Origin of the sequence: Ruminococcus sp. MCC718, from assembly GCF_018783905.1 — a bacterium.
Classification (GTDB): Bacteria; Bacillota; Clostridia; order Lachnospirales; family Lachnospiraceae; genus Hominisplanchenecus; species Hominisplanchenecus faecis.
Genome location: NZ_WQNP01000135.1, coordinates 72,513 through 96,627 on the forward strand (window position 1 = coordinate 72,513; position 24,115 = coordinate 96,627).

General features: G+C 41.9%; 21 protein-coding genes and 1 pseudogene. All 22 read left to right on the top strand.

The window, feature by feature from the left end; translation table 11 throughout:
- Window positions 1–94 precede the first annotated feature (94 nt).
- The 22 genes and pseudogenes from GPK60_RS11695 to GPK60_RS11795 all read left to right on the top strand — a co-directional run bounded on the left by GPK60_RS11695 (window position 95) and on the right by GPK60_RS11795 (window position 24,114).
- Window positions 95–1,168, top strand: a complete 1,074-nt coding sequence (locus GPK60_RS11695; RefSeq protein ID WP_022119556.1) for a carbamoyl phosphate synthase small subunit — start codon at window positions 95–97, stop codon at window positions 1,166–1,168.
- Complete coding sequence (carB, locus tag GPK60_RS11700) at window positions 1,168–4,374, top strand: carbamoyl-phosphate synthase large subunit (RefSeq protein ID WP_215660248.1); 3,207 nt, start codon at window positions 1,168–1,170, stop codon at window positions 4,372–4,374. The genes GPK60_RS11695 and carB overlap by 1 nt, the downstream gene beginning before the upstream one ends.
- A gap of 442 nt (window positions 4,375–4,816) precedes the next feature.
- Window positions 4,817–5,299 (top strand): hypothetical protein, encoded by a 483-nt coding sequence (locus GPK60_RS11705; RefSeq protein WP_215660251.1) that lies wholly within the window; start codon window positions 4,817–4,819, stop codon window positions 5,297–5,299.
- Between the two features lie 224 nt (window positions 5,300–5,523).
- Window positions 5,524–8,283, top strand: coding sequence for a hypothetical protein (locus GPK60_RS11710; RefSeq protein WP_215660254.1), 2,760 nt, complete (start codon window positions 5,524–5,526; stop codon window positions 8,281–8,283).
- Window positions 8,284–8,298: 15 nt separating this feature from the next.
- The gene (locus GPK60_RS15555) at window positions 8,299–8,427 is read left to right on the top strand and encodes a hypothetical protein (RefSeq protein WP_276572169.1); all 129 of its coding nucleotides are present in this window, start codon (window positions 8,299–8,301) and stop codon (window positions 8,425–8,427) included.
- A 74-nt stretch (window positions 8,428–8,501) separates the two neighbouring features.
- Window positions 8,502–8,840, top strand: a complete 339-nt coding sequence (locus GPK60_RS11715; protein ID WP_215660257.1) for a hypothetical protein — start codon at window positions 8,502–8,504, stop codon at window positions 8,838–8,840.
- Window positions 8,841–8,946: 106 nt separating this feature from the next.
- A complete protein-coding gene (locus GPK60_RS11720; RefSeq protein ID WP_215660261.1) occupies window positions 8,947–9,414 on the top strand; it encodes a S24/S26 family peptidase in 468 nt (155 codons plus the stop codon).
- A 163-nt stretch (window positions 9,415–9,577) separates the two neighbouring features.
- Window positions 9,578–9,844: a PqqD family protein gene (locus GPK60_RS11725; RefSeq protein ID WP_215660265.1), complete on the top strand. Its 267-nt coding sequence runs from the start codon at window positions 9,578–9,580 to the stop codon at window positions 9,842–9,844.
- Window positions 9,845–9,847: 3 nt separating this feature from the next.
- Window positions 9,848–10,567: a hypothetical protein gene (locus GPK60_RS11730; protein WP_215660268.1), complete on the top strand. Its 720-nt coding sequence runs from the start codon at window positions 9,848–9,850 to the stop codon at window positions 10,565–10,567.
- A gap of 51 nt (window positions 10,568–10,618) precedes the next feature.
- The gene (locus GPK60_RS11735) at window positions 10,619–11,839 is read left to right on the top strand and encodes a nucleotidyltransferase family protein (RefSeq protein ID WP_215660270.1); all 1,221 of its coding nucleotides are present in this window, start codon (window positions 10,619–10,621) and stop codon (window positions 11,837–11,839) included.
- Window positions 11,840–11,897: 58 nt separating this feature from the next.
- The gene (locus GPK60_RS11740) at window positions 11,898–12,605 is read left to right on the top strand and encodes a CpsB/CapC family capsule biosynthesis tyrosine phosphatase (RefSeq protein WP_215660279.1); all 708 of its coding nucleotides are present in this window, start codon (window positions 11,898–11,900) and stop codon (window positions 12,603–12,605) included.
- The gene (locus tag GPK60_RS11745) at window positions 12,602–13,630 is read left to right on the top strand and encodes an LCP family protein (protein ID WP_173866653.1); all 1,029 of its coding nucleotides are present in this window, start codon (window positions 12,602–12,604) and stop codon (window positions 13,628–13,630) included. Before GPK60_RS11740 ends, GPK60_RS11745 begins: the two co-directional genes overlap by 4 nt.
- A 51-nt stretch (window positions 13,631–13,681) precedes the next feature.
- A complete protein-coding gene (locus tag GPK60_RS11750) occupies window positions 13,682–14,419 on the top strand; it encodes a Wzz/FepE/Etk N-terminal domain-containing protein (RefSeq protein WP_173866652.1) in 738 nt (245 codons plus the stop codon).
- A 3-nt stretch (window positions 14,420–14,422) separates the two neighbouring features.
- Complete coding sequence (locus tag GPK60_RS11755) at window positions 14,423–15,127, top strand: CpsD/CapB family tyrosine-protein kinase (protein WP_173866651.1); 705 nt, start codon at window positions 14,423–14,425, stop codon at window positions 15,125–15,127.
- Between the two features lie 103 nt (window positions 15,128–15,230).
- Window positions 15,231–15,800, top strand: a complete 570-nt coding sequence (locus tag GPK60_RS11760; protein WP_173866650.1) for a leucine-rich repeat protein — start codon at window positions 15,231–15,233, stop codon at window positions 15,798–15,800.
- A gap of 196 nt (window positions 15,801–15,996) precedes the next feature.
- Window positions 15,997–17,448 carry a sugar transferase gene (locus tag GPK60_RS11765; protein ID WP_173866649.1) on the top strand — a complete coding sequence of 484 codons (1,452 nt, stop codon included), beginning with the start codon at window positions 15,997–15,999 and terminating at the stop codon, window positions 17,446–17,448.
- 44 nt (window positions 17,449–17,492) lie between these two features.
- Window positions 17,493–18,641: a glycosyltransferase family 4 protein gene (locus GPK60_RS11770; protein ID WP_173866648.1), complete on the top strand. Its 1,149-nt coding sequence runs from the start codon at window positions 17,493–17,495 to the stop codon at window positions 18,639–18,641.
- A gap of 3 nt (window positions 18,642–18,644) precedes the next feature.
- Window positions 18,645–19,844, top strand: a complete 1,200-nt coding sequence (locus tag GPK60_RS11775; protein ID WP_173887296.1) for a glycosyltransferase — start codon at window positions 18,645–18,647, stop codon at window positions 19,842–19,844.
- Between the two features lie 21 nt (window positions 19,845–19,865).
- Window positions 19,866–21,053 (top strand): radical SAM protein, encoded by a 1,188-nt coding sequence (locus GPK60_RS11780; protein ID WP_173887298.1) that lies wholly within the window; start codon window positions 19,866–19,868, stop codon window positions 21,051–21,053.
- A 114-nt stretch (window positions 21,054–21,167) separates the two neighbouring features.
- Window positions 21,168–21,950 (top strand): annotated as a pseudogene (locus tag GPK60_RS11785) (glycosyltransferase family 2 protein); the annotation flags it as partial.
- Window positions 21,951–22,006: 56 nt separating this feature from the next.
- The gene (locus tag GPK60_RS11790) at window positions 22,007–23,107 is read left to right on the top strand and encodes a glycosyltransferase (protein WP_173866647.1); all 1,101 of its coding nucleotides are present in this window, start codon (window positions 22,007–22,009) and stop codon (window positions 23,105–23,107) included.
- A gap of 2 nt (window positions 23,108–23,109) precedes the next feature.
- Window positions 23,110–24,114: an acyltransferase gene (locus GPK60_RS11795; RefSeq protein WP_173866646.1), complete on the top strand. Its 1,005-nt coding sequence runs from the start codon at window positions 23,110–23,112 to the stop codon at window positions 24,112–24,114.
- The last annotated feature ends 1 nt before the right edge of the window (window position 24,115 follow it).

Here is a 24,115-nt window from a genome sequence, read left to right on the forward strand (position 1 = left end):
TAGTAGGGACTTACTATTACGTACCCTTTTTTAGAGTCCGGGGTACGGACAAAGATACAATAACCATTGGATTAAACGCGAAAGGGGAAGACGAATGAAAGCATATTTGATTCTGGAGGACGGTACTGTTTTCACTGGAAAAAGTATCGGATCGACAAAAGAAATCATCAGCGAGATCGTATTTAACACATCCATGACCGGATATCTGGAGGTGCTGACTGATCCATCTTATGCAGGACAGGCCGTTGTGATGACTTATCCGCTGATTGGAAACTATGGCATCTGTTACGAAGATATGGAATCCGCAAAGCCATGGCCGGACGGATACATTGTTCGCGAACTTTCCAGAATGCCGAGCAATTTCCGCTGTGAAGGAACGATTCAGGAATTTCTGGAAAAACACGACATTCCTGGTATTGCCGGGATCGATACAAGAGCACTGACCAAGATCCTGAGAGAAAAGGGAACCATGAATGGCATGATCACCACCTGCGAATATGAAGATTTAAGTGAGGTTCTTCCGAAGATCGCAGCATATAATACAGGCAAAGTGGTAGAAAAAGTGACTTGCACAGAGAAATACGTCCTGGAAGGAAATGGACCGAAAGTAGCACTTCTTGACCTCGGTGCAAAGAGAAACATCGCCCGCAATCTGAACAGACGTGGTTGCGAAGTGACCGTATATCCGGCACTGACCACAGCAGAAGAGATCATAGCATCCAATCCGGACGGCATCATGCTTTCCAACGGACCTGGAGATCCAAAAGAATGTACTTCCATTATTGAAGAGATCCGCAAACTGTACAATACCGATATCCCGATCTTTGCAATCTGCCTCGGACATCAGCTGATGGCACTGGCAACCGGTGCGGATACGCACAAAATGAAATACGGACACCGCGGCGGCAACCACCCGGTCAAAGATCTGCAGACCGGCCGTGTATACATTTCCTCCCAGAACCATGGCTATGTGGTAGATACCGATAAACTGGATCCGTCCGTAGCAGTACCGGCATTTGTCAATGTAAACGACGGTACAAACGAAGGACTGTCCTACACCGGGAAAAATATTTTCACGGTACAGTTCCACCCGGAAGCATGCCCGGGACCATTAGATTCCGGTTACCTGTTTGACCGCTTTATGAAAATGATGGAGGTGTCAGAATAATGCCAAAGAATCCAGATATTAAAAAAGTACTTGTGATCGGCTCCGGTCCTATTGTCATCGGACAGGCAGCAGAATTTGACTATGCAGGAACACAGGCGTGCCGTTCCCTGAAAGAAGAAGGCATCGAAGTCGTACTTCTGAACTCAAACCCGGCAACGATCATGACCGACAAAGATATCGCAGACCGTGTATACATCGAGCCTCTGACCGTAGAAGTCGTAGAGCAGCTGATCCTGAAAGAAAAACCGGACAGCGTACTGCCGACCCTTGGCGGACAGGCAGGACTGAACCTTGCCATGGAGCTCGAAGAAGCCGGATTCTTACGTGAGAATAACGTACGTCTGATCGGAACCACTTCCCAGACCATCAAAAAAGCAGAAGACCGCCTGGAATTCAAACAGACCATGGAAAAGATCGGTGAGCCGATCGCAGCATCCCGTGTCGTAGAAAACGTAGAAGACGGTATAGAATTTACCAAGATCATCGGATACCCGGTAGTACTGCGTCCGGCATACACCCTCGGCGGAAGCGGCGGCGGAATCGCCCATAACTACGAAGAACTCGTAGAAATCCTCGAAAATGGTCTGCGTCTGTCACGAGTAGGACAGGTTCTGGTAGAACGCTGCATCGCCGGATGGAAAGAGATCGAGTACGAAGTCATGCGGGATAGTGCCGGCAACTGCATCACCGTCTGCAACATGGAAAACATCGACCCGGTCGGCGTGCACACCGGAGACAGTATCGTCGTAGCACCTTCCCAGACCCTTGGCGATAAAGAATATCAGATGCTGCGTACCTCCGCCCTGAACATCATCAGCGAGCTGAACATCACCGGCGGATGCAACGTACAGTACGCCCTGAACCCGGAAAGCTTCGAATACTGCGTGATCGAAGTAAACCCTCGTGTATCCCGTTCCTCCGCACTGGCATCCAAAGCAACCGGCTACCCGATCGCAAAAGTTGCCGCAAAGATCGCACTGGGCTACACACTGGATGAGATCAAAAATGCCATCACAGGCAAAACGTATGCAAGTTTTGAGCCAATGCTGGACTACTGTGTTGTCAAGATTCCGCGTCTGCCGTTCGATAAATTTATCAGTGCCAAGAGAACACTGACCACGCAGATGAAAGCAACCGGCGAGGTCATGAGCATCTGCGACAACTTCGAAGGAGCCCTGATGAAAGCCATCCGCTCCCTGGAGCAGCACGTAGACTGTCTGATGTCTTACGATTTCACACACCTGGATGATGAGGAACTGATCGGACAGCTTGCTGTAGTCGATGACCGCCGTATCTGGGTGATCGCAGAAGCACTCAGAAGAGGATTTTCCTATGATAAGATTCATGAGATCACCAAGATCGACAAATGGTTCATCGACAAACTGTGCATCTTAACAGAGATGGAAACAGCCCTGAAGACACAGCCACTGACGGCAGAATTATTAAGAGAAGCAAAACGCATCGAATTCCCGGACAACGTGATCGCACGCCTGACCGGAAAGACCGAAGAAGAGATCAAAGACATGCGTTATGCAAACGGCATCACAGCAGCCTACAAAATGGTAGATACCTGTGCCGCAGAGTTTGCCGCAGAGACACCGTACTACTATTCTGTATTCGGCAGCGAAAACGAAGCCATCGAGACAAACGACCGCAAAAAAGTCCTCGTCCTTGGTTCCGGTCCGATCCGTATCGGCCAGGGTATCGAGTTTGACTTCTGCTCCGTACACTGTACCTGGGCATTTGCAAAAGAAGGATACGAGACCATCATCATCAACAACAACCCGGAAACCGTAAGTACCGACTTCGACATCGCAGACAAACTGTATTTCGAGCCACTGACACCGGAAGACGTAGAGAGCATCGTAAACCTCGAAAAACCGGACGGAGCCGTAGTGCAGTTCGGCGGACAGACTGCGATTAAACTGACAGAAGCCCTGATGAAGATGGGCGTGCCGATCCTCGGAACATCCGCAGAGAACGTCGATGCAGCCGAAGACCGTGAACTGTTCGATGAGATTCTGGAGAAATGCGGCATCCCAAGACCGTCAGGCCACACCGTATTTACCGCAGAAGAAGCAAAAAAAGCAGCCAACGAACTCGGCTACCCGGTACTCGTCCGCCCATCCTATGTACTTGGCGGACAGGGCATGCAGATTGCGATCAACGACGAAGATGTAGATGAATTCATCGGCATCATCAACCGGATCGCACAGGAACACCCGATCCTGGTAGATAAATATCTGGTCGGAAAAGAGATCGAAGTCGATGCCGTATGCGACGGCGAAGACATCCTGATCCCTGGTATCATGGAGCATATCGAACGTGCCGGAATCCATTCCGGAGACAGTATTTCCGTGTATCCGGCACAGAGCCTTGATGACCACGTAAAAGCAACGATCGTAGACTACACCAGAAAACTGGCACAGTCCCTGCATGTCATCGGACTGATCAACATCCAGTTCATCGTCTGCGGCGAAGACGTATATGTCATCGAAGTAAACCCACGTTCCAGCCGTACCGTACCGTACATCAGCAAAGTGACCGGAATCCCAATCGTACCGCTGGCAACCAGAGTGATCCTCGGCAAAAAATTAAAAGAACTCGGCTATCCGACCGGACTTGCACCGGAAGCAGACTATATCGCGATCAAAATGCCGGTATTCTCCTTCGAGAAGATCCGCGGTGCTGACATCAGCCTCGGCCCGGAAATGAAGTCCACCGGAGAATGCCTCGGTATCGCAAAGACCTTCAACGAAGCACTCTACAAAGCATTTATCGGTGCCGGCATCAAACTGCCGAAGCATAAAAATATGATCATGACACTGAAAGATGCCGACAAAGAAGAAGGAATCGAGATCGCCAGAAGATTCGAGAAGATCGGATACCGCATCTACGCAACACGCGGCACCGCAAAAGTACTGCAGGAAGCAGGCGTAAATGCGATCCGCACCAACAAGATCGAGCAGGAGTCACCGAACCTCCTCGACCTGATCCTCGGCCACAAGATCGACCTTGTCATCGATACCCCGTCCCAGGGCGTAGAGCACTCCAGAGACGGATTCCTCATCCGCAGGACAGCCATCGAGACAGGCGTTAACGTCCTGACCGCCATGGACACCGCCAGAGCGCTCGTGACCAGCCTGGAGAACACCGATATCAAGAAACTGACCCTGATCGATATCGCAACCGTGAAGAATATCTAAACAAAAAGATGATTACAGGGATTATTTTATCTTGAAACTCTGTACAGTTGAAATACGGTATATCACAAAAATCATAGCAGGAGAGCATTGTGTAGAAAAAAACACGAAAAAGAAAGAAAAATATTGCCGGAAAACTATTGAAAACGCAGAGAAACTTTGTTATAATAAAAAAGCTGAATAACAAGCAATTCATTCATACTAATTTGGCTTCTTGCATCCCCAAACTGCAAGAAGCAGCTTTGTGAAAGCAAGGCATCAGGAAGAGAAAAAAAGAAATATATGTAAAGCAAAAAGACACGAAGAAGAACAAATACTTTTTCGTGTCTTTTACTGTGGAAAAGAGGTAACTTTTAATTTGGATGTTTTCAAGAAAAGAAACAAAAAGATTGACACACATCACATACACAAATATAATAAACACAAACAAAAAATCAAAGAACTGATGGAAATCCAAAGATGTCTTGATACCTATGTGAATGATTATCAGATGCATGTCTTTGAGGTTGAATGGCTGACGGAAGAGCAGATCAGTCACTTCCACAGTGACTTCAAAGTGGTGGCAAATTTTTTTGTACAGAAAAGAAAAAACAAAGATTATATACCGGATGATCCAACAGAGATCAGGCATGTGGATGAAGTGCTGAAACTTTTGCAGGTCATGACAGGAGATAGACGTTATGAGAAAATTTTCAGGAAAAAGAAGGAAGGAGTGCACAGTATGTGTGATGTGGCAGAAAGGTTAGAACAAATGGGCATTGCCAAGGGAATCGAGATTGGCAGGAGTGAAGGAAGAACAGAGGGAAAAATTGAAGGCAAAATCGAAGGCAAAATACTGGTATACAGGAATTTGTGCCGGGAAGGGTTTGATGAGAAAGAAGCCAGGAGACTTACGGAGTTGCCGGAAGATGTGAATTTGGAACAGTAAAAGAAATAGAATGTCTCTGACATGTTCGGCCGAAAGGCTGAACTGTTACTAAAAAGGTCACTAAAAATTTATAAAACGAAAAGAATCGTATTGAATTTTAAGAATAAAAATGATATTATATTGTATAAAGTTTTGTTAAAAACACGTATGCAATGAAAAGGAGAGTGGTTATAAAAAAATTGCAATATGTTTTGGAAAGTACAATTAAGAAAAGGAGAAAGAATATGAAATTGAAAAAAATTTTAGCACAGTCATTAGCTGTGGCTATGGTATTGTCAAGTATTCCGGTATCTGGTTTTCATGTATCAGCTATGGAAAATGATATCTTGACAAGTTCAAACCAGGGATATCAGAACATTGATCTTGTGACAGACGGAGATAATAAAAATGTAACAGTTACGGTAGGGTCAGTTCAGCCAGATTATCCAGGTACAGCGGTATTGGATAATAATATGAATACTCTTTGGCATACGAAATGGAACTATAATTGTATTACAAAGGGAGAAAACTGGATCAATTTTAAATTGACTGAGGCTCAAAAGGTAGCTGGAGTATTATATAAAACAGACTCTGATGGAGCAAAAAACGGACAGGTAAAACGTGCAAAAGTTGAGGTGAGTACTGATAATGGTGACACTTATACGGAAGTGTATCGTACATCTGATACAAATGTATGGTCAAGTGCAGATACACAAAATGAGGTATTGTTTACACCAGTTGAAAATGTAACAGACGTGAAATTTACAGGATTAGAAACGTATGGTGCCATAACTGGAGGACAAGACAACTACTTTGTTAAGGCACGAGAGATGCGTCTTGTGACGATTCCTGATGATGTATCAAAAGTTACAGCAACAGTGACAAATCAAAATCCTGATGAGGGTACAGCAAAAGTGGATGTTCTGCATGGATCTGGACATGATTCTATTACAGTGGCTTCCGGAACTCCGGTTATTTATACAGCAACGCCATCGGATTCTACAATTTTTACTGGTTGGGTGAATGAAAGTGGTACAGTAGTGAGCAATTTAACATCATATCAGGTTACTGCAACAAGAGATATGAATCTGACAGCAAGATTTACAAAGAAAGATTTGCTACCATTGACAGAAATTTCAGTTTTAGCGTCCAATGCAAGTGCAAATTCTTATCATCCAAGTGGTTCTAATACAGATGGTCCGGCATCTTGGGCATTTGATGATAATGATGCAAGATGGTGGCATACAAACTGGTCTGGAAATAATACTGACGAGAATCATCAGGGACAGGCAAGTGAAAGCAATCCTCTTTATATTCAGATGAAATTTACGGATGATACAAATGCAGTTGTAAGCAAAAATGTTCAGAAAATCACATACAAAAAAAGAACTGCTCCGGCCAATAATACTTCAGGTGCAGGAAAAGATTATCAGGTGCTTGTAGCCAATAAGACTAGTGGAGAAGTAACAGATGAAGATTTTGTGGTTGCAGCAAGTGGAACATTAGATCCGACTCCTAATGAACAGGAAATTGTGCTTCCATATCCTGTTGAAGCAACACATGTACGTTTACGGTTTACATCTTCGTATGATAGTGGTTGGGTAACGGCAACAAAAATTAAGTTCTATGAAGGAGCAGAAAAATCGAAGAAACAGATCAAAGATGTTTCTGGACTGGTACAGTCAGCAGATGCTAATATGGGAACTGCAACATCTTCCAGAACAAAAACAATTCAGGATTTTATAGTAGATACACAGTTAACAGCAACTCCGGCTGAAAATTGTAAATTTGTTAAATGGATTGTGACGGATCAGGATGGTGCTGTTGTTTCTGAAATTGAAGAGCAGAATCCAACGGTACAGATGGACGGCAATCATACATATACTGCAATGTTTGCAAAAGTGAATGAAGTATCTATTGCATTAAGCGATACATATGTAAGTATGAATAAAGGTGATAAAAAGCAGCTGACAGCTACGGTAACAGATACAGCAGGTACAGTAGGTATTGATACAAGTGTAGTATGGGAGAGCAGTAATCCAGAAGTTGTTTCTGTAAATGAGACAACAGGAGAAATCACAGCACTTCAGGTAACAAATGAAGGCGGAGAAGTTACTATTACTGCAAAGCCTAATGCAGATACAACTAAGAGTGCAACTTGTACGGTAGTTGTGAATGAAACACCTTCAACGGATACATTGAATGCTTTGTTGGAGGAAGCTGGCAGTATGTCGCTACTTGTAGAAAAATATACAAAAGCATCCAGAATGGAACTGGCAAAAGTGGTTGCTGAAATTAAGGCAAATTATCCAAATACAGAAGAAACAATAACACAAGCCGAAACAAATGTTCGCGAAGCTATGAAGAATTTGGTACAGCTTTATAAAGTTTCTGTTCCGAATGAAGATAAGATTACAATTAAAGCTGATGCTAAAGAAAATGAAGGAAGTGATACAGGAGAAAAGTGGATTTATGTACCGCTTTTTGCAGATGTAACAGTAACTATTAGCAATGAAGTAAATACTGCAGAAGAACAATTTGCAGGATGGGTATACAAAACTAAGACTGTTTGCACAAATAGAAGTTACAAATTCTTTGCAATTGGTGATATGACGTTGACTTATACTACAGGAGCAAGAACACAAGAAGAAGTTAATCTTTTCTGCAATTCAAAGTATAATACTTCTATTGGAAAACTTTCCTTTATTGGAAAAAGAATGGTTCCAACGATGTACAAAGTTATTGAACATGGAATTGTAATTACAGATGCAACGGGATGGAGAAAATATGAAAATAATCAGAACGCTTTTGTAAAAAAAGCTTCCAGAACAAAGACATCTATTGCAAAAGGAAAAGCAAATAATGGTACTTATGAAGCAAAATTAGCATGTGGAAAAAATGAACAGTGGTACGGTAGATCCTATGTTACTTATACAGATGGATATACTACCTATACAATGTATTCAGAAATATCAGAATATCCACAAATTAATAGTTTTGAATAAGAAAGGACATGAAAAATGAAAAAATATTATGAAGAACCAGAATTAGAAGAGATTTCAATTCTGACTACGGATGTAATAATGACATCACCAGGTGGCGAATCAGAGCTTGAAACAGGTGACGATTTTGGACCAGGATGGAATTAAAAACGAATAAGTAAATGAATGGGGATGTCATTTGTGGCATCCCCATTTGAAGTAAAGTTGAAAAAGGTGATAAAATGAAAAGAAAAGCAGTATATACATTATTGGTTGTTGCGATATTATGCATGTGTGTTGGATGTAAGAAGAAGGGCCAGGCACAGCAGATGGAGACAGTAAAACAGGAAATGACAGCGGAGACAGCACAGGAAACGGAAACATCTAAAGAAACAGAAGCACAGACCGCACAGCAGAAGACAACGGAAACTGAGAACACGGTACAGGGAAATACAGAAGCAGGTACTGATAAGCAGGCGGCAGAAAACAGCACGGTAACTTCGCAGGAGAATGTAGAAACAGAAGAACTGGAAATTGGTGGTGAAGACTCCTGGGAAGACAGTGCAGACGGCTGGGACTGAAAAACGATAACAAATGCATATGAATGCAGCAAATCTCTGCTTTTCCGGATAGAGGGGCAGGGATTTTCCGCATTATTCTGGAATGCAGTGGAGGAGAGCAACCGATATGCAGCAACGGGAAATAAAACTGGAACAAATAGAACAGACAATCCGGAAAGTTCTCGCAAGGGGTGGAGAGTTTTCTTTTTATCCGGGAGGAACGAGTATGCAGCCGTTTATCGTCCAGGGGCGGGATAAAGTCACACTTGCAGCACTTCCGGACAGGATAAAAAAGTATGATATCATACTGTATAAGCGGGAAAACGGTACATTTGTGCTGCACCGGGTAACAGGGAAAAAAGAAAATGCTTATATATTCCGTGGGGATAATCAGTTCTCGGATGAATATGGCATAAAAAGGGAACAGATGATCGGAAGGGTGACAGAAATCATCCGTGGAGATGAGGTGATCCCGGTGAATGATATAAAGCATAGGATGTGGGCAGGATTTTGGGTAAATACTGTCTTTCTCAGAAGGGTGAAACGTTTTTGCCTGAAGTGCAGAAAGAAAAAACAGAATTTGGATAAAAATTAAGCTATATTGAATAAAAATGAAAAATAAGCAATGTTGACCAGGAGAACAAATATCGCTATAATTATGGAGTAGAGAATGGTTTTTGCGGCTTAATATTTTGATTCGATAGGAGCAATGTAAATAATGTTTCCATATTCAGAGTGATAATAAGGAGAAAATTGATATGAAAATCAAAGGAGATTATCTTTTAGATACGATCGGCGGCGAGAAGATGGCTGTGCCGATCACAGTAAATGACGGAGGACTGGCAGGGCTGATCAGGCTGAATGAAGTGGGAGCTTTTCTGTGGGAGAAGCTTCAGGGCGGAACAACAGAGGCAGATCTTGTAAAAGCACTGACATCGGAATACGATGTGAAAGAAGAGAAAGCGACAGCCGATGTGAAGAAGTTTCTGGAAATACTTCGCACAAAGGGATTGTTGGAGGAGTAGAAAATGGTAACGAAAAACTACCGGTTTGCAGATGTTGCTTTTACATTACAGATGCAGTATCCATATCTGGAGAAGCAGTGCAGAAGTTATGAAGTGGAAGAGCCGGGGATACTGATCGCAGCCAGTGATGAGGAGATCGAAAGAGAGGATCAGTCTGGCGTCAGCAGTTCGAATGGAATGCTGGAGAGTCTGGCGGTGTACCGTAAGATTTCGGAAATTATGGTTGAACACGATACATTTTTGTTTCATTGTTCCGCAGTTGCACTAGACGGTCAGGCTTATCTGTTTACAGCTCCGAGTGGCACCGGAAAATCAACCCACACACGGCTGTGGCGTGAAGTTTTTGGTGAACGTGCCGTGATGGTAAATGATGACAAGCCACTGATCCAGGTGCGAGAAGATGCCATCTATGTCTGCGGCACACCGTGGAATGGCAAACATAACCTGGACAGCAACCAGAAAGTACCGGTCAAAGGGATCTGTCTGTTGGAACGCGGAGAAAAGAACCATATCGAGATGATTTCACCGGCAGATGCGTTTCCGTATTTATTTCGCCAGGTCTACCGGCCGACAGATCAGACAAAACTGATCCGGACGATCACTCTGCTCAAGCAGACGGCAGAACGTGTGCCGCTGTACCGGATGCAGTGTGATATTTCCCATCAGGCGGCACAGATGGCATGGAAAATGATGAGTGGCAAGAAAGAAGAACAGAACCGGTGAATGAAAGAGATACGATGAAGAACAGCAGAGCAAGAAAGAAGAACAGAACCGGTGAATGAAAGAGATACGATGAAGAACAGCAGAAAGACCAACGTAAAATCCAATACTTCAGACATAGAAGCAAAAGAAAAGAAAGAGCAGCAGGAACAGGAAAAAATTCTTGCAGCCAAATATCTCATCGAGTTGATCCGCTCTGTCCTGGAAGAGCGGAAACCACAGCCAAAGCCGGAACAGATTTCCATGAAATGCCTGTTTCTGACAGCAAAGAAACACAATCTTGCCTGTATGGCATACGATGCGGCAAAACAGATCGCAGGCAAGGAAGACAAAGAAGTCATGGAGACATGGCAAACGGCGAGCCGTTCTTGTGAGATTATGAATGTTGTACAGAAAAATGAAGGAAAAAAATTGCTGGTAAAATTGACAGATGAGCAGATTCGCGTGCTTCCGATGAAAGGCTGGATCATGAAGCAGTTTTATCCGAAACCAGAATATCGTCAGATGGGAGATCTGGATTTCCTCATTGACAGCGAAAATCGGAAGCCAGTCCGAGAAATCATGACAGATTTAGGCTATGGATTTGTAAAAAATGAATGTGAAGATACAGTTGATGTTTATCAAAAAAATCCTTGGATGCATGTCGAGATTCATAACCGAATGATTCCATACAAGAATAAAAAAAGATATGAAAATATTTGGGAACGGTGTGAACAAAAGGATGATCTCTATTTTATGAGCTGGGATGATTACTATCTGTTTATGCTGGATCATTTAGAGAAGCACTTTTACGATTCAGGCTGTGGAATCCGTTTTCTGCTGGATGTTTATATTTTTCTGCAGGCAAAAGGAAAGGAACTTCACCGGGATAAGTTGAAAGAGGAGTTCCGCAAAAGAGATCAGGAAGCGTTTTTCAAGCAGGTGGAAGAGACAGCAAATGCCTGGTTTGGGGAAGCATATCATGTTGGAGATACAGAACTGGAAAGAGTGATACTTTTGTCGGGGACTTTTGGAACAAACAGCCAAAAGTTTGAAAATCGACAGGAAAAGATTCAGAAAAAATATAAGAATAAAAAAGTGGCAAAAGCCATGTATTTCCTGACAAGGACATTTCCGGAGTATTCTTATATGTGCAACATATATCCATTCCTGTATAAAGCTCCGGTATTGATGCCTGTTATGTGGATCGTGCGTCTGATCTGTGCACCTGTAACAAAGATGGACCGCATCCGAAAGGAAGTCGGATTCTGGAGAAAGATGGGGAAGAAAGAATAACAGATGTTATACCGGAATAAGAGTGGGTTAAAATAATGCGAATGAAGGGGAGAACAGTATGATTGATTTTCACACACATATTTTACCACGGATGGATGATGGAAGCCGCCGCATGGCGGAAACACAGAAAATGCTTAAGATGGAGTATGATCAGGGAGTTCGGCAGGTTGTGGCGAGCTCTCATTTCTATGCCCAGCATGAATTCCCGGAGACCTTTCTGGATCGGCGGGAAAGACGGCTTGCACGTGTAAGAGAAATACTGCATGAGGAAGAATGGGGACAGGAAATGCAGATCTTCGGAGGAGCAGAAGTGCTCTATTACAATGGGATGGCGGATTCCCCGATGCTTCCAAGTCTTTGTATTGAAGGGACAGATACACTGCTTCTGGAGATGCCTTTTTCTCAGTGGGATAAAGAAGTCTATAGGGAAGTGCGGAAAATCATTGAACACCGCAGGATTAAAGTGATACTGGCTCACGTGGAACGTTACAGTTCGTATCAGAAAAATAAAGATATCTGGGAAGAAATCCTGGATCTTCCGCTGACAATCCAGTTAAATGCAGGAGAGATCCTTCAGTTTGGAAAGAAAAAACTCTGCAGAGAGCTGCTGAACAGCGGGATTCCGGTGCTTCTTGGGAGCGACTGCCATAATACAGGAAGAAGAGCACCGAACATGCTAAAAGGAAAAAAAGCAGTGGAGAAGCTGGCAGGGGCAGGAAAATCAGAAGAGATCGATCGATTGGGAGAGCAGGTATTAAACATATGAAAAGACAGAAAACAACAGGGATCATAGTGTTGCTGGCAGTACTTGTGTGTGTACTTGCTGTGGGAACGTGGTATTTTAGAAAACAGCGGTCAGAAAAGGTATCAGCGACAGAAGGGCAGACCGAGACGCAGCAGAGTGAAACAACGGATGAGCTGGAGCGGCTTTTATGGAACAAAATAAAATTAAACGGGAAAAAGTATAAATATTCCACGGACTATGAGACGTATCTGGTTATGGGGACGGATGGCAGCGGTAAGGAAGACGCAGACCGTGATGAGTATATCGGAAATATGGCAGATTTTCTGATGCTTGTGATCGTAAATCGAAAAGAACAGACGTATGCATTCCTGCAGCTGAACAGAGATACGATGACAGAGATCAATCTGATCGGACGCAATGGGAAAGGGATGGCCACCGCCGATATGCAGCTCTGTACGGCACACTGGTACGGAGGCACACCGGAAGAAAGCTGCGAAAATACAGTAAAAGCAGTCTCCAGGATGCTTGGAGGAGTCAAAATCAATGGCTACTATGCGATCAATATGGAAGATATCGGAAAACTGAACCATGCGATCGGAGGAGTTACCGTAACCATCGACAGTGATTTTGGTGATGTAGATCCGACACTGAAAAAAGGCGAGACCGTTACGCTGAGTGATGAACAGGCATATAATTTTCTGAGATATCGTCAGGGAATCGATGACAGCGAAAATACTTCACGTATGAAACGTCACAGACAGTATATGCAGGCATTTATGGTGAAATTAAAGGAAAAAATACACGATGATCCATCTATTGGGGCAGAAATTTATGAACAGATGTCAGAAGTGGCCGTCACCGATATGAACGGAGGAGTTCTGACAGATATTCTGACGGATATGCAGCAGGCAGCAAATCGAGGAACATTTGAACTGGAAGGTACAACAAAACTCGGTCAGCATCTTGACGATGGATTGGAGCATACGGAATTTTATTTGGATAAAATGGCTATTGTCAAAACTTTGAAAGATTTGTATAATATGTGAGAAAAGTTATGTAAGAAAAATGTAGAAAAAGACAAAAGAGAGGAACTACTTATGGATCAGAGCAGGGAGAATATAATCGAAGATTCTCAGGACGAAATTGATATTGGCGAACTGCTTCGTTATCTGAAAACGAAATGGATTGTGATTGTGGCAGTGTTTTTGATCGGCGTGATTGGAGCCGGCGTTGGGACAAAGTGTCTGATCACACCTAAGTACACAGCAGTATCCAAACTTTATGTTGTGTCTGCTTCAGGGAAGAACATTGTCAATCTGGATGATTTAAGACTTGGTACAACCTTATCATCGGACTATACAGAGCTTTTGAAGACCAGACCGATCTGCAACGAGATCATCAGTGACCTGGGACTGGATTATACGGTCAGCCAGCTGAAAAGCATGATTTCGATCGTTCCGATCGAAGATACCAGACTGCTGACAGTCAGCGTGGTAAGTGCAGATCCGGAAGAAGCAAAAAACATTGCCAATACTCTGGCAGACAAGGCGGTTACGTATCTTCCGAAGCTGATGGGTATCTCAGCCCCGAATATTGCAGAAGAAGCGATCACCCCGGCAGTACCGTCTTCCCCGAGCACAAAGAAAAACGTAGCTCTTGGAGGCATTCTGGCACTGGCACTGATCGTTGGGATCTATACTGTACGTTTCCTGATGGATGATACCGTCAAGACAGCAGAAGATGTAGAAAAGATTATCGGAGTTATGCCGCTTACTGTTATCCTGGAATATCAGGATAAGGACAAGAAAAAACAGGGAAGACATCGGAGGAAGTAGGTTATGAATAAAGTACAGATCAATAATATGCCGACGCTTACCTATTCTACAGAAGAAGCGATCAACCGATTGAGAGTAAACTTAAACTTTCAGGCAAAAGATGTGAAGAAGATCATGGTGATCAGCAGTACCGAGAATGAAGGCAAAAGCTTTGTGGCATTTCATACCTGGAAACAAATGGCAGAATCCGGTGTCCACACATTGCTTCTGGATACGGATCTGAGAAAGTCTGTTATGGCAGAAAAATACCAGATGGAGGCAGAAAACGGCAAAAAGCTCATTGGTACATCCCATGTGCTTTCCAAAGATATGCCGTTAAAAGATGCTGTATGGCACACGATTATGCCGCAGGGGGATATTTTACCAAACGTAGAAAACCTGGTAAACCCGGCAATGCTCTTAGAGAGCGAGACATTCCACCGTCTTCTGGATGAGGCGTCCGAAGAATATCGCTATATTTTCATTGATGCACCGCCTCTTGATCTGGTATCCGACGGAGAAAAAATAGGTTCTCTGTGTGATGGGGCGATTCTTGTTGTCGCAAGCGGCAAGGTGTCACGTGGCATGGTTCAGAATTCTATCCATCAGCTGGAGAGAGCCGGATGTCCGCTGCTCGGTATTGTGCTGAACCGTGTGGAAGATCAGCGAAAGAAAAATTATTACCAGAAATATGGTTACTATGCAAGTGAAAAAGGAAAGAAAAAATAAATCCGGGTATTTCAGCGGCTATCAGGGCTTGCTGATTTACTGCATGGCATCTTTCTTACCATGCAATATATTTTTTATAAAAGGAGAAAGGAGGGAAAACAACATGAAAAAAGTACTGAAGAAAGTTATGGCATTGGCTCTGGCAGCAGTATTGACGATCGGTACAGCTGTTACATCTACCGCAGCAGCACCGAGCCCGACAACCGGTAAGAAGCCAGTCAACCAGATTGCAGACACAGACAGTAAAGGTAATAACACTAAGAGCCCTGTTTATACGGTAAGGACCTATGATACAGGCAGAGCACGTATTATCGGAGCTGCGACAATCAAGGAAAATGTGACTGTTCCGAACTACGTTAAAGTAAACGGCGTGAAGTACAGAGTTACCAGTATTGGTGCAAAGTCTCTGAAAAACTGGAAATCTGTAAAAAAGATTACACTTTCCAAGAATATCAAGACGGTTCACAATCAGTCTTTCAAGAGCTGTAAGTCTCTGAAAACAATCGTTGTGAAAAATACAAAGAATATCTGGTTCTCACCGGATACGTTTAAAGGAAGCAACACAAAAAAAATGACCGTTAAATTCAGCAAAAAAATGTCTAAGAAAACTTATGCAAAAATGCAGAAGAGATTAAGAAAGATTGGATTTAAGGGTAAGATCACCAGAGGCTAGTTCTGGATGGGCAGCTGCAACAGCTGCGAAGGAAAGGCACTATGCTTGTTAAGCAATACATTATAAGTATAGTGCTTTTGCTTTACAGTTGTGAAAAAAAACGATGTAGCACGGGGGCAATTTGCAAAAACGGGATACACATTTGAAAATAAAGGGTGCATGGGGATAAATAAAAGATAAGAAAGAGAGCAGTTTTATGTATAGAAAAGATTCAGAAGGCTGGTTGAAACATGCAGATTTTATTGTATTGGATCTTCTGTGCCTGCAAATCTCATTTATTCTGGCATATGTCCTGAGCGGATATGGCTGGAATCCATATCATATTATGCTATACCGAAATATGTCTATATTTCTTGAACTGGCAGATTTACTGGTGATTTTCTGTTATGACACAATGAAAGGCGTATTGAAAAAAGGCTACTATCGGGATTTTGTGGTGACACTTAAACATTCCATCATGGTTGGAGGACTGGCAATTTTATATCTGTTTCTGCTTCAGCAGGGTGGAGATTATTCGAGACTGGCATTATTCCTTACTATTTTATTGTATACAGGGATCACTTATCTTGTGCGAGAACTCAGGAAGAAATCTCTGAAAAAACAGATGCAGAACGGAGGAGAGAGGTCTTTACTGATCATAACATCAGGAGAAGTGGCAAGACGAGTCGTTGATAATATGAAAGAAAACAATTATGCACGCTTTCGGATTGCAGGCGTATCTGTGATCGATGAAGACTGGATCGGAAGAAAGGTCGAAGATATTCCGGTTGTTGCAAACGAAGAGACCACTCCGAAGTATGTCTGCAAAGAATGGATCGATGAAGTCCTGATCGTGATTTCAGACGATATCCCATATCCGACTGAACTGATCAGAAAACTGAGCGAAACCGGGGTAACGATCCATCTGAACCTTACGAAAGTCACCAATATTCCGGGAAAGAAGCAGTTCGTGGAGAAAGTTGGCGTGTATACCGTTCTTACGACAAGCATCAACTACGCATCTGCATTTCAGCTGGCACTTAAAAGAATGATGGATATTGCAGGAGGACTGGTCGGATGTATCCTTACTGGACTGATCTTTCTGGTCGTGGGTCCAATGATCTATATCGCATCGCCGGGACCGATCTTCTTTTCACAGGAACGTGTCGGCAAGAATGGCAGAAAGTTTAAAATTTATAAATTCCGCAGTATGTACATGGATGCAGAAGAGCGAAAAGCAGAATTAATGGACGAAAACAAACTTGGTGACGGCAAAATGTTCAAGATGGATTTCGATCCGCGTGTGATCGGAAACAAAGTTCTTCCGGATGGCACACACAAAACAGGAATCGGAGATTTCATCCGCCGGACAAGCCTGGATGAATTCCCACAGTTCTTTAACGTGTTAAAGGGCGACATGTCGATCGTCGGCACAAGACCGCCGCTGATTTCCGAAACCAATCTCTATGAGTTGCACCACAGAGTCCGACTGGCAATCAAACCGGGCATCACCGGCATGTGGCAGGTGAGCGGTCGCAGTGATATCACAGATTTCGAAGAAGTAGTACGGCTGGATAAAGAATACATCAGCAACTGGAATATCGGGCTGGATATCAAGATCCTGCTGAAGACGGTGCTGGTAGTGTTTAAAAGAGATGGGTCGATGTAAGTGACTGGCTGTTAAGCAGCAGATACATAGAAAAGGGAAGATACATGGGTAAAGAACAGAAAAGAAAAGCAAAACTGCTGAAAATTGCAGTTCTTGGTCATAAGACGATTCCAAGCCGCCAGGGTGGTATTGAGATTGTAGTTGAAGAACTGACTGTCCGCATGGCAAAACTCGGACATAAAATTACAGTCTACAATCGCAGCGGGCATCACGTCAGCGGCAAAGAGTTTGACAGTAAAAAATTAAAAGAATACAAAGGCGTTCGTCTGAAATACGTGCCGACCATAGATGCAAAAGGGCTGGCAGCGATGACTTCCTCCTTTTTTGCCGCAGCGGCGGCTGCATTTGGAAAATACGATGTTGTGCATTTTCATGCAGAAGGACCCTGTGCAATGCTGTGGCTTCCTAAATTATTCGGCAAACGTTGTATTGCAACCATACACGGGCTGGATCATCAGAGAGCTAAATGGGGCAGATTCGCCAGCACGTATATCATGCTCGGAGAGAAATGTGCCGCCCGTTTTGCAGATGAGATCATCGTGCTGAGCAAAGGTGTTCAGCAGTATTTCCTGGATACCTATGGAAGAAAAACCGTATTTATTCCAAATGGTGTCAACCGCCCTGTTATCCGGGAAGCAAAGATGATAAAAGAAAAATTTGGACTGGAAAAAGATAGTTATATTCTTTTCCTTGGCAGACTTGTCCCGGAAAAAGGACTTCGCTATCTGATCCAGGCATTCAAAGAAGTCAAGACAGATAAAAAGCTGGTGATCGCCGGAGGCAGCTCCGATACCGATGCATTTGCAGCAGAACTGCAGGAGATGGCAAAAGGTGATGACCGGATCCTCTTTACCGGATTTGTGCAGGGGCAGGAACTGGACGAGCTTTACAGCAATGCGTATGTCTATACCCTTCCAAGTGACCTCGAAGGCATGCCGCTCAGCCTGCTGGAGGCGATGAGCTACGGCAACTGCTGTCTGGTATCCGATATCGAAGAATGTGCATCGGTGGTGGAAGATAAAGCACTGGTATTTAAAAAGTCAGATGTAAATGACCTGAGAGAAAAATTACAGACGGTATGTGAAAAAGAGGATGTTGTCCAAAAGAGGAAGGCAGAGGCAGCAGATTTTATCTGTGAAAAATATAACTGGGATGACGTAGTCAGAAGAACGTTGAAGTTGTACAGGAGATAAAGTATGAAAGTACTGATGATCAATAAGTTTCTCTATCCAAATGGCGGAAGTGAAACATATATTTTTAAAATAGGTGAATATTTGCAGAAACACGGACACGAAGTTCAGTATTTTGGTATGGAGCATGAAGGGCGCTGTGTAGGTAATCGAGTGAATGCTTATACAAGCGATATGGATTTCCATGGCGGTTCCAAACTGGCAAAACTGACTTATCCATTGAAAACAATTTACAGTAAAGAAGCAAGAGTACAGATTCGCAAAGTGCTGGATGATTTCAAACCAGATGTCTGTCATTTGAACAATTTCAACTATCAGCTTACACCGTCTATGATTCTGGAAATTGTCAAATGGAGAAAAGAAAGCAGACATAAATGTAAAATTGTGTTTACTGCACATGACTACCAGTTAGTCTGTCCAAATCATATGCTCAATAATCCAAACACACATAAAAATTGTAAAAAATGTCTGGGCGGACATTTCCTGAATTGTACAAAAGGAAAATGTATTCATGGTTCAACAGCAAAAAGTTTTATAGGAACACTGGAAGCAGAATTTTGGAAATTGAACGGAGCGTACAAATATATCGATACCATGATCTGCTGTTCAAAATTTATGCAAACAAAGTTAGATACGAATCCTTTGTTTGCAAAGAAAACAGTAGCTATGCACAATTTTATAGATAAAGTGGAATGGAAAGAAACACCGAAAAAGGACTATGTACTGTATTTTGGACGCTTTTCAGAAGAGAAAGGTATAGCAACATTAATTAAAGTATGCAAAGAACTTCCGAATATTCCATTTGTCTTTGCAGGAACCGGACCACTGGAAGCAAGTATCAAAGGAATAGATAATATCCAAAATGTGGGATTTCAGAAAGGAGAAGCTCTGGAAGAGCTGATCCGTGAAGCAAGATTTTCTATTTATCCATCTGAATGGTATGAAAACTGCCCGTTTTCCGTGATGGAATCCCAGATGTACGGCACACCGGTGCTTGGAGCAAAAATCGGCGGTATTCCGGAGCTGATCCAGGTCAGTAAGACAGGAGAACTCTTCAAAAGCGGCAGTGCAGAGGATTTGAAGAAAAAGATTCAGAAGTTGTGGAATCAAAAAGAACTGACAGAACAATATAGCAAAAATTGTGAAAATATCAGTTTTGATACCATAGATGAGTATTGTGAGAAGTTACTGAAGATTTACAGATAGAAAAACAGGCAGGGGATTAAGATGGCTAAGAATAATGAAAAGAAATTAAATGGAACGGTTATTGTTACTTACCGTTGTAATGCAAGATGTTCGATGTGCAATCGCTATAAGGCACCTTCAAAACCGGAAGAAGAAATCAGTATTGAGACAATTAAAAAATTGCCGAAAATGTATTTCACAAATATCACCGGCGGCGAGCCTTTTATCCGTACCGATTTAAAAGACATTGTACGTGAATTATATAAAAAATCTGATCGTATCGTAATTTCAACAAATGGATTTTTTACAGATCGTATTGTTGATCTTTGCAAAGAATTTCCACAGATTGGTATCCGTATTTCAATTGAAGGTCTGGAGAAGACAAATAACGAAATCAGAGGTTTACAGAATGGCTATCAGCGAGGATACACTACTCTGAAAAAATTACGTAAGATGGGGATGAAAGACGTTGGATTTGGCATGACTGTTCAGGATAAAAATGCAAAAGACCTTGTACCACTTTACAAGATCAGTGACAAAATGGGCATGGAATTTGCTACGGCATCTTTACATAACAGCTTTTATTTTGTAGAAGCAAAAAATATTATCCATGATCGCCCGATGGTTGCAAAAAACTTTGAAAAATTGGTCAATGAACTGCTTCGCAGCAACAGCCCCAAAAAGTGGTTCCGTGCATATTTCAATCATGGCTTAATCAATTATATTTATGGACAAAAACGTCTGCTTTCATGTGATATGAGTTTTGATACCTTCTTTATTGATCCATATGGTGATGTTATGCCGTGTAACGGAACAAAAGATAAAGAAGTAATGGGAAATCTGAACAAACAAAGCTGGAAAGAACTTTGGAACAGTCCGCAGGCAGAAAAAGTTCGTAAAAAAGTTCGCTGCTGTGACCGTGATTGTTGGATGATTGGATCAGTCTCACCGGCAATGCATAAATATATCTGGAAACCGGCAACTTGGGTTCTGGTACATAAATTTAAAGCACTGTTCAGCAAACATCCATACAGTATGTATGAACTGAAAATCTGCCGTGATTATCGAGATGGCAAAGTCACTAAGGAAGAACTGGACAAGTGCAGCACCTGCGATATGAACTGCGTGATCAATAATGGCCTGAGCGAAGCAAGCAAAGAGCAGTTGAAGCATAGGACTGGAGAAGAAATCGTAGATGCTGACATTGCACAGCAGATGGAAAAGAAATAAGGAAGACAATAGATATGATGATAACAGTTTTAACCCCTACTTTTAATCGGGGGGAGGCATTGCGAAGCCTATGGGATTCGCTGAAAAAGCAAACTGTAAAAAGAGTTTGAGTGGTTTGTAGTTGATGACGGAAGTACTGATGGTACGAAAAATCTAATTACTCAGTTACAAGAAAAAAGTTATTTTCCAATACGATATATCTATAAGAGCAATGGCGGAAAACACACTGCTTTAAATGTAGGAATACAAACCATTTGCAGCAAACTTACTTTTATAGTTGATTCAGATGATTTTGCGACAGTTGATGCAGTTGAGTCGATGCTGAAGATTCACAAGAAATACAGGTCACAAAATAATATTTGTAGATATGCATTTCTCAGAACGTTCCCTGATGGTAAAATTAATGCTAAGAAGTTTGATACAAATGAGAAAATAGGTTCCTATATTGCTGTGCGTCTGAACGGTGATGATACAGGTGCAGATAAGGCGGAGGTGTTTAAGACATGCTGTTTGAAGGAATTTCCTTTTCCTGAATACCTGAATGAAAAGTTTTTGGGAGAAGATTTGATTTGGGTTAGAATGGCAAGAAAATATGAGATGGTACATACTAATAAAGCTATTTATGTTGGAAATTATCTTGAAGATGGATTAACCAATAATCGACGCAAGCATAATATCGCTTCGCCAGTTGGATGTATGCATCGAGCAGAGGAATTCATGGAGCCAGACTTGAAAATCAAATATCGGATCAAGGGTGGCTTACAGTATATTGTGTACGGAAAATTTGCTGGTTTTCATGTTATTGATTTAATACATAAATCAAAATATAAAGTTCTTGTAACAGCATGCATACCTGGGGGATTATTCTTATATTCAAGATGGGGTAAAGCACAGTAAATTAAATTGATTAAGTACTTGAATATCTTTCGTCAGTAAGTGATAGGAGATATTTGATGAAAGTACTTGTTATTAATCCGATTATGTACACATCGGAAACAAAAAGTATAAAAAGGGCAGCATCGATAAAAGACACAATGATGTATGATTTTTGCTTGGCGTTCCATGAAATGGGGCATTCTGTAACACTTGTCGGAGGCGAGCCATTTAAACCAACAGAAGATGAAACCTATCCGTTTCAGGTATTGTGGTGGGAATGTAAGTGCCAAAAAATCTGTATGCCGCACTGCTTACCGTTTATGTCGGAAACATATCGGTATGTAAAGAAACATCATCCCGAATATGATCTTGTCATTACGAGTGAAGTGTTTTCATTGAATTCGTTGATGGCATATCGAGCAGCACCAGACAAGACGGTTATCTGGCATGAGCTTGCGAAGCATAATGCCATTATGAAGAAGATTCCATCAAAAGTGTGGTATGGGATTATAGCAAGGCTTTTTATGCGAAATGCAAAAGTTGTTGCACGTTCGGTTGAAGCAAGAGATTTTGTGAAAAAATACTGCCCGAACACGGATTCAAATGTGATTGATCATGGTGTGAACCTTGATAAGTTTAAGGTTTCTGTGGAGAAAGAGAATAGCTTTGTGGTTTGTTCGCAGCTAATCGAGCGAAAGAAAATTGATGGGATACTTGAAAAGTTTGCGAAATACTTGAATCAGTATGATTTGACTTATCGTCTATACATTATAGGCGAGGGTGAACTCAAAGAAAAACTTCAGACAATAGCACAGACACTAGGGATTGCTTCACATGTTATCTTTACTGGAAAGATGACGCATGATGAGTTACTTCCGATTTTATCCAAATCAAAGGCGTTGCTCGTTAATACGGTAAAAGACAATAATATGATTTCCATTATAGAAGCGATTGCAGTTGGAACACCTATTGTGACAACAGATGTTCCACTAAATTCTACTTACATCAAAGAATATCAGCTAGGAATCGCAAAGAAAAAGTGGGATGAATTGGATTTAAAAGATGTGGTTTCAAATAGCAAAATGTATATTAAGAATTGCATGAAGTACAGATATAAACTTTCCACAAAACAAAAAGTAGAACAATTTTTAGAGATAGAAAGAGAGAGAAAGAATTGACGATGGGAAAAGGTAAAAAACAATATTTTAATGAAATAAATATAATGCGTGGTATGGCCGTGCTTTGTGTCGTTATTGGACATTCTTTTAATCCGACGGAAACGCCTACTATTTTGGGCTTTGTAAAAAGTTTTGTTTATTGTTTTCATATGCCAGCCTTTTTCTTTATTAGTGGATTTCTTGAAGGAGAGAAAAGACGTAGCTTTAGCGAAAAGAAACAAGCGATTGTAAAAAAAGTTAAGCGGCTGATGGTACCATATTTCTTTTTAACAGTAGTCACTGCAGTACTTAAGATATTATTTGGTGCGTTTGCAAGGAATCCTCTTCAATATTCTACCCTTGTGGTAGATGTTTTAATCGGAAGAAATAATCCGAATGGTGGACTTTGGTTTTTATATGCGTTGTTCATTATTTCTATTTTTGGAATTTTATTTGATACTGTAAATCATGCAATTTTAACTGGGGTTATGCTTGTGCTATATGTATTAAATGCTGCTGTTTTCAAACAGTCAGGATATATTATAGGATTTTTCTTCAGTTATGCATGGATTTATTTTATGGGAGGTGTTGCCAGAAGATATTTTTATGCTAACTTGAAAAAATTGCAACTGGTGATGTCAGCAAAAGGAAGAGCAATAACGGTAGTTGCCTCAGCAGGGTATATGGTACTTGCGTTTGTTAGAATCTACAGTGTTCAATCGTTGATATTAACAACTGCAGTAACTATTATTGGTGTATTTTGGCTCTTTATCATTGCCATGCAAATAGAGCATTACCATTACGGAGAAAAGTTGTGGATGCTGTTAGGTGACTATGGAATGGATATATATATGATTGGATATTACGTGCAGCAAGCAATTTTTGTTGTATGTGGAAAAATTCTAGGACTTGACTATTTAATATATGCTTGGTTAATGCTGATTTTGGGATTGATAGCACCAATACTATTGTCGAAATACATTGTTAGAAAAAGTAAAATGCTTTCGATACTGATTCTTGGGAGGTGAA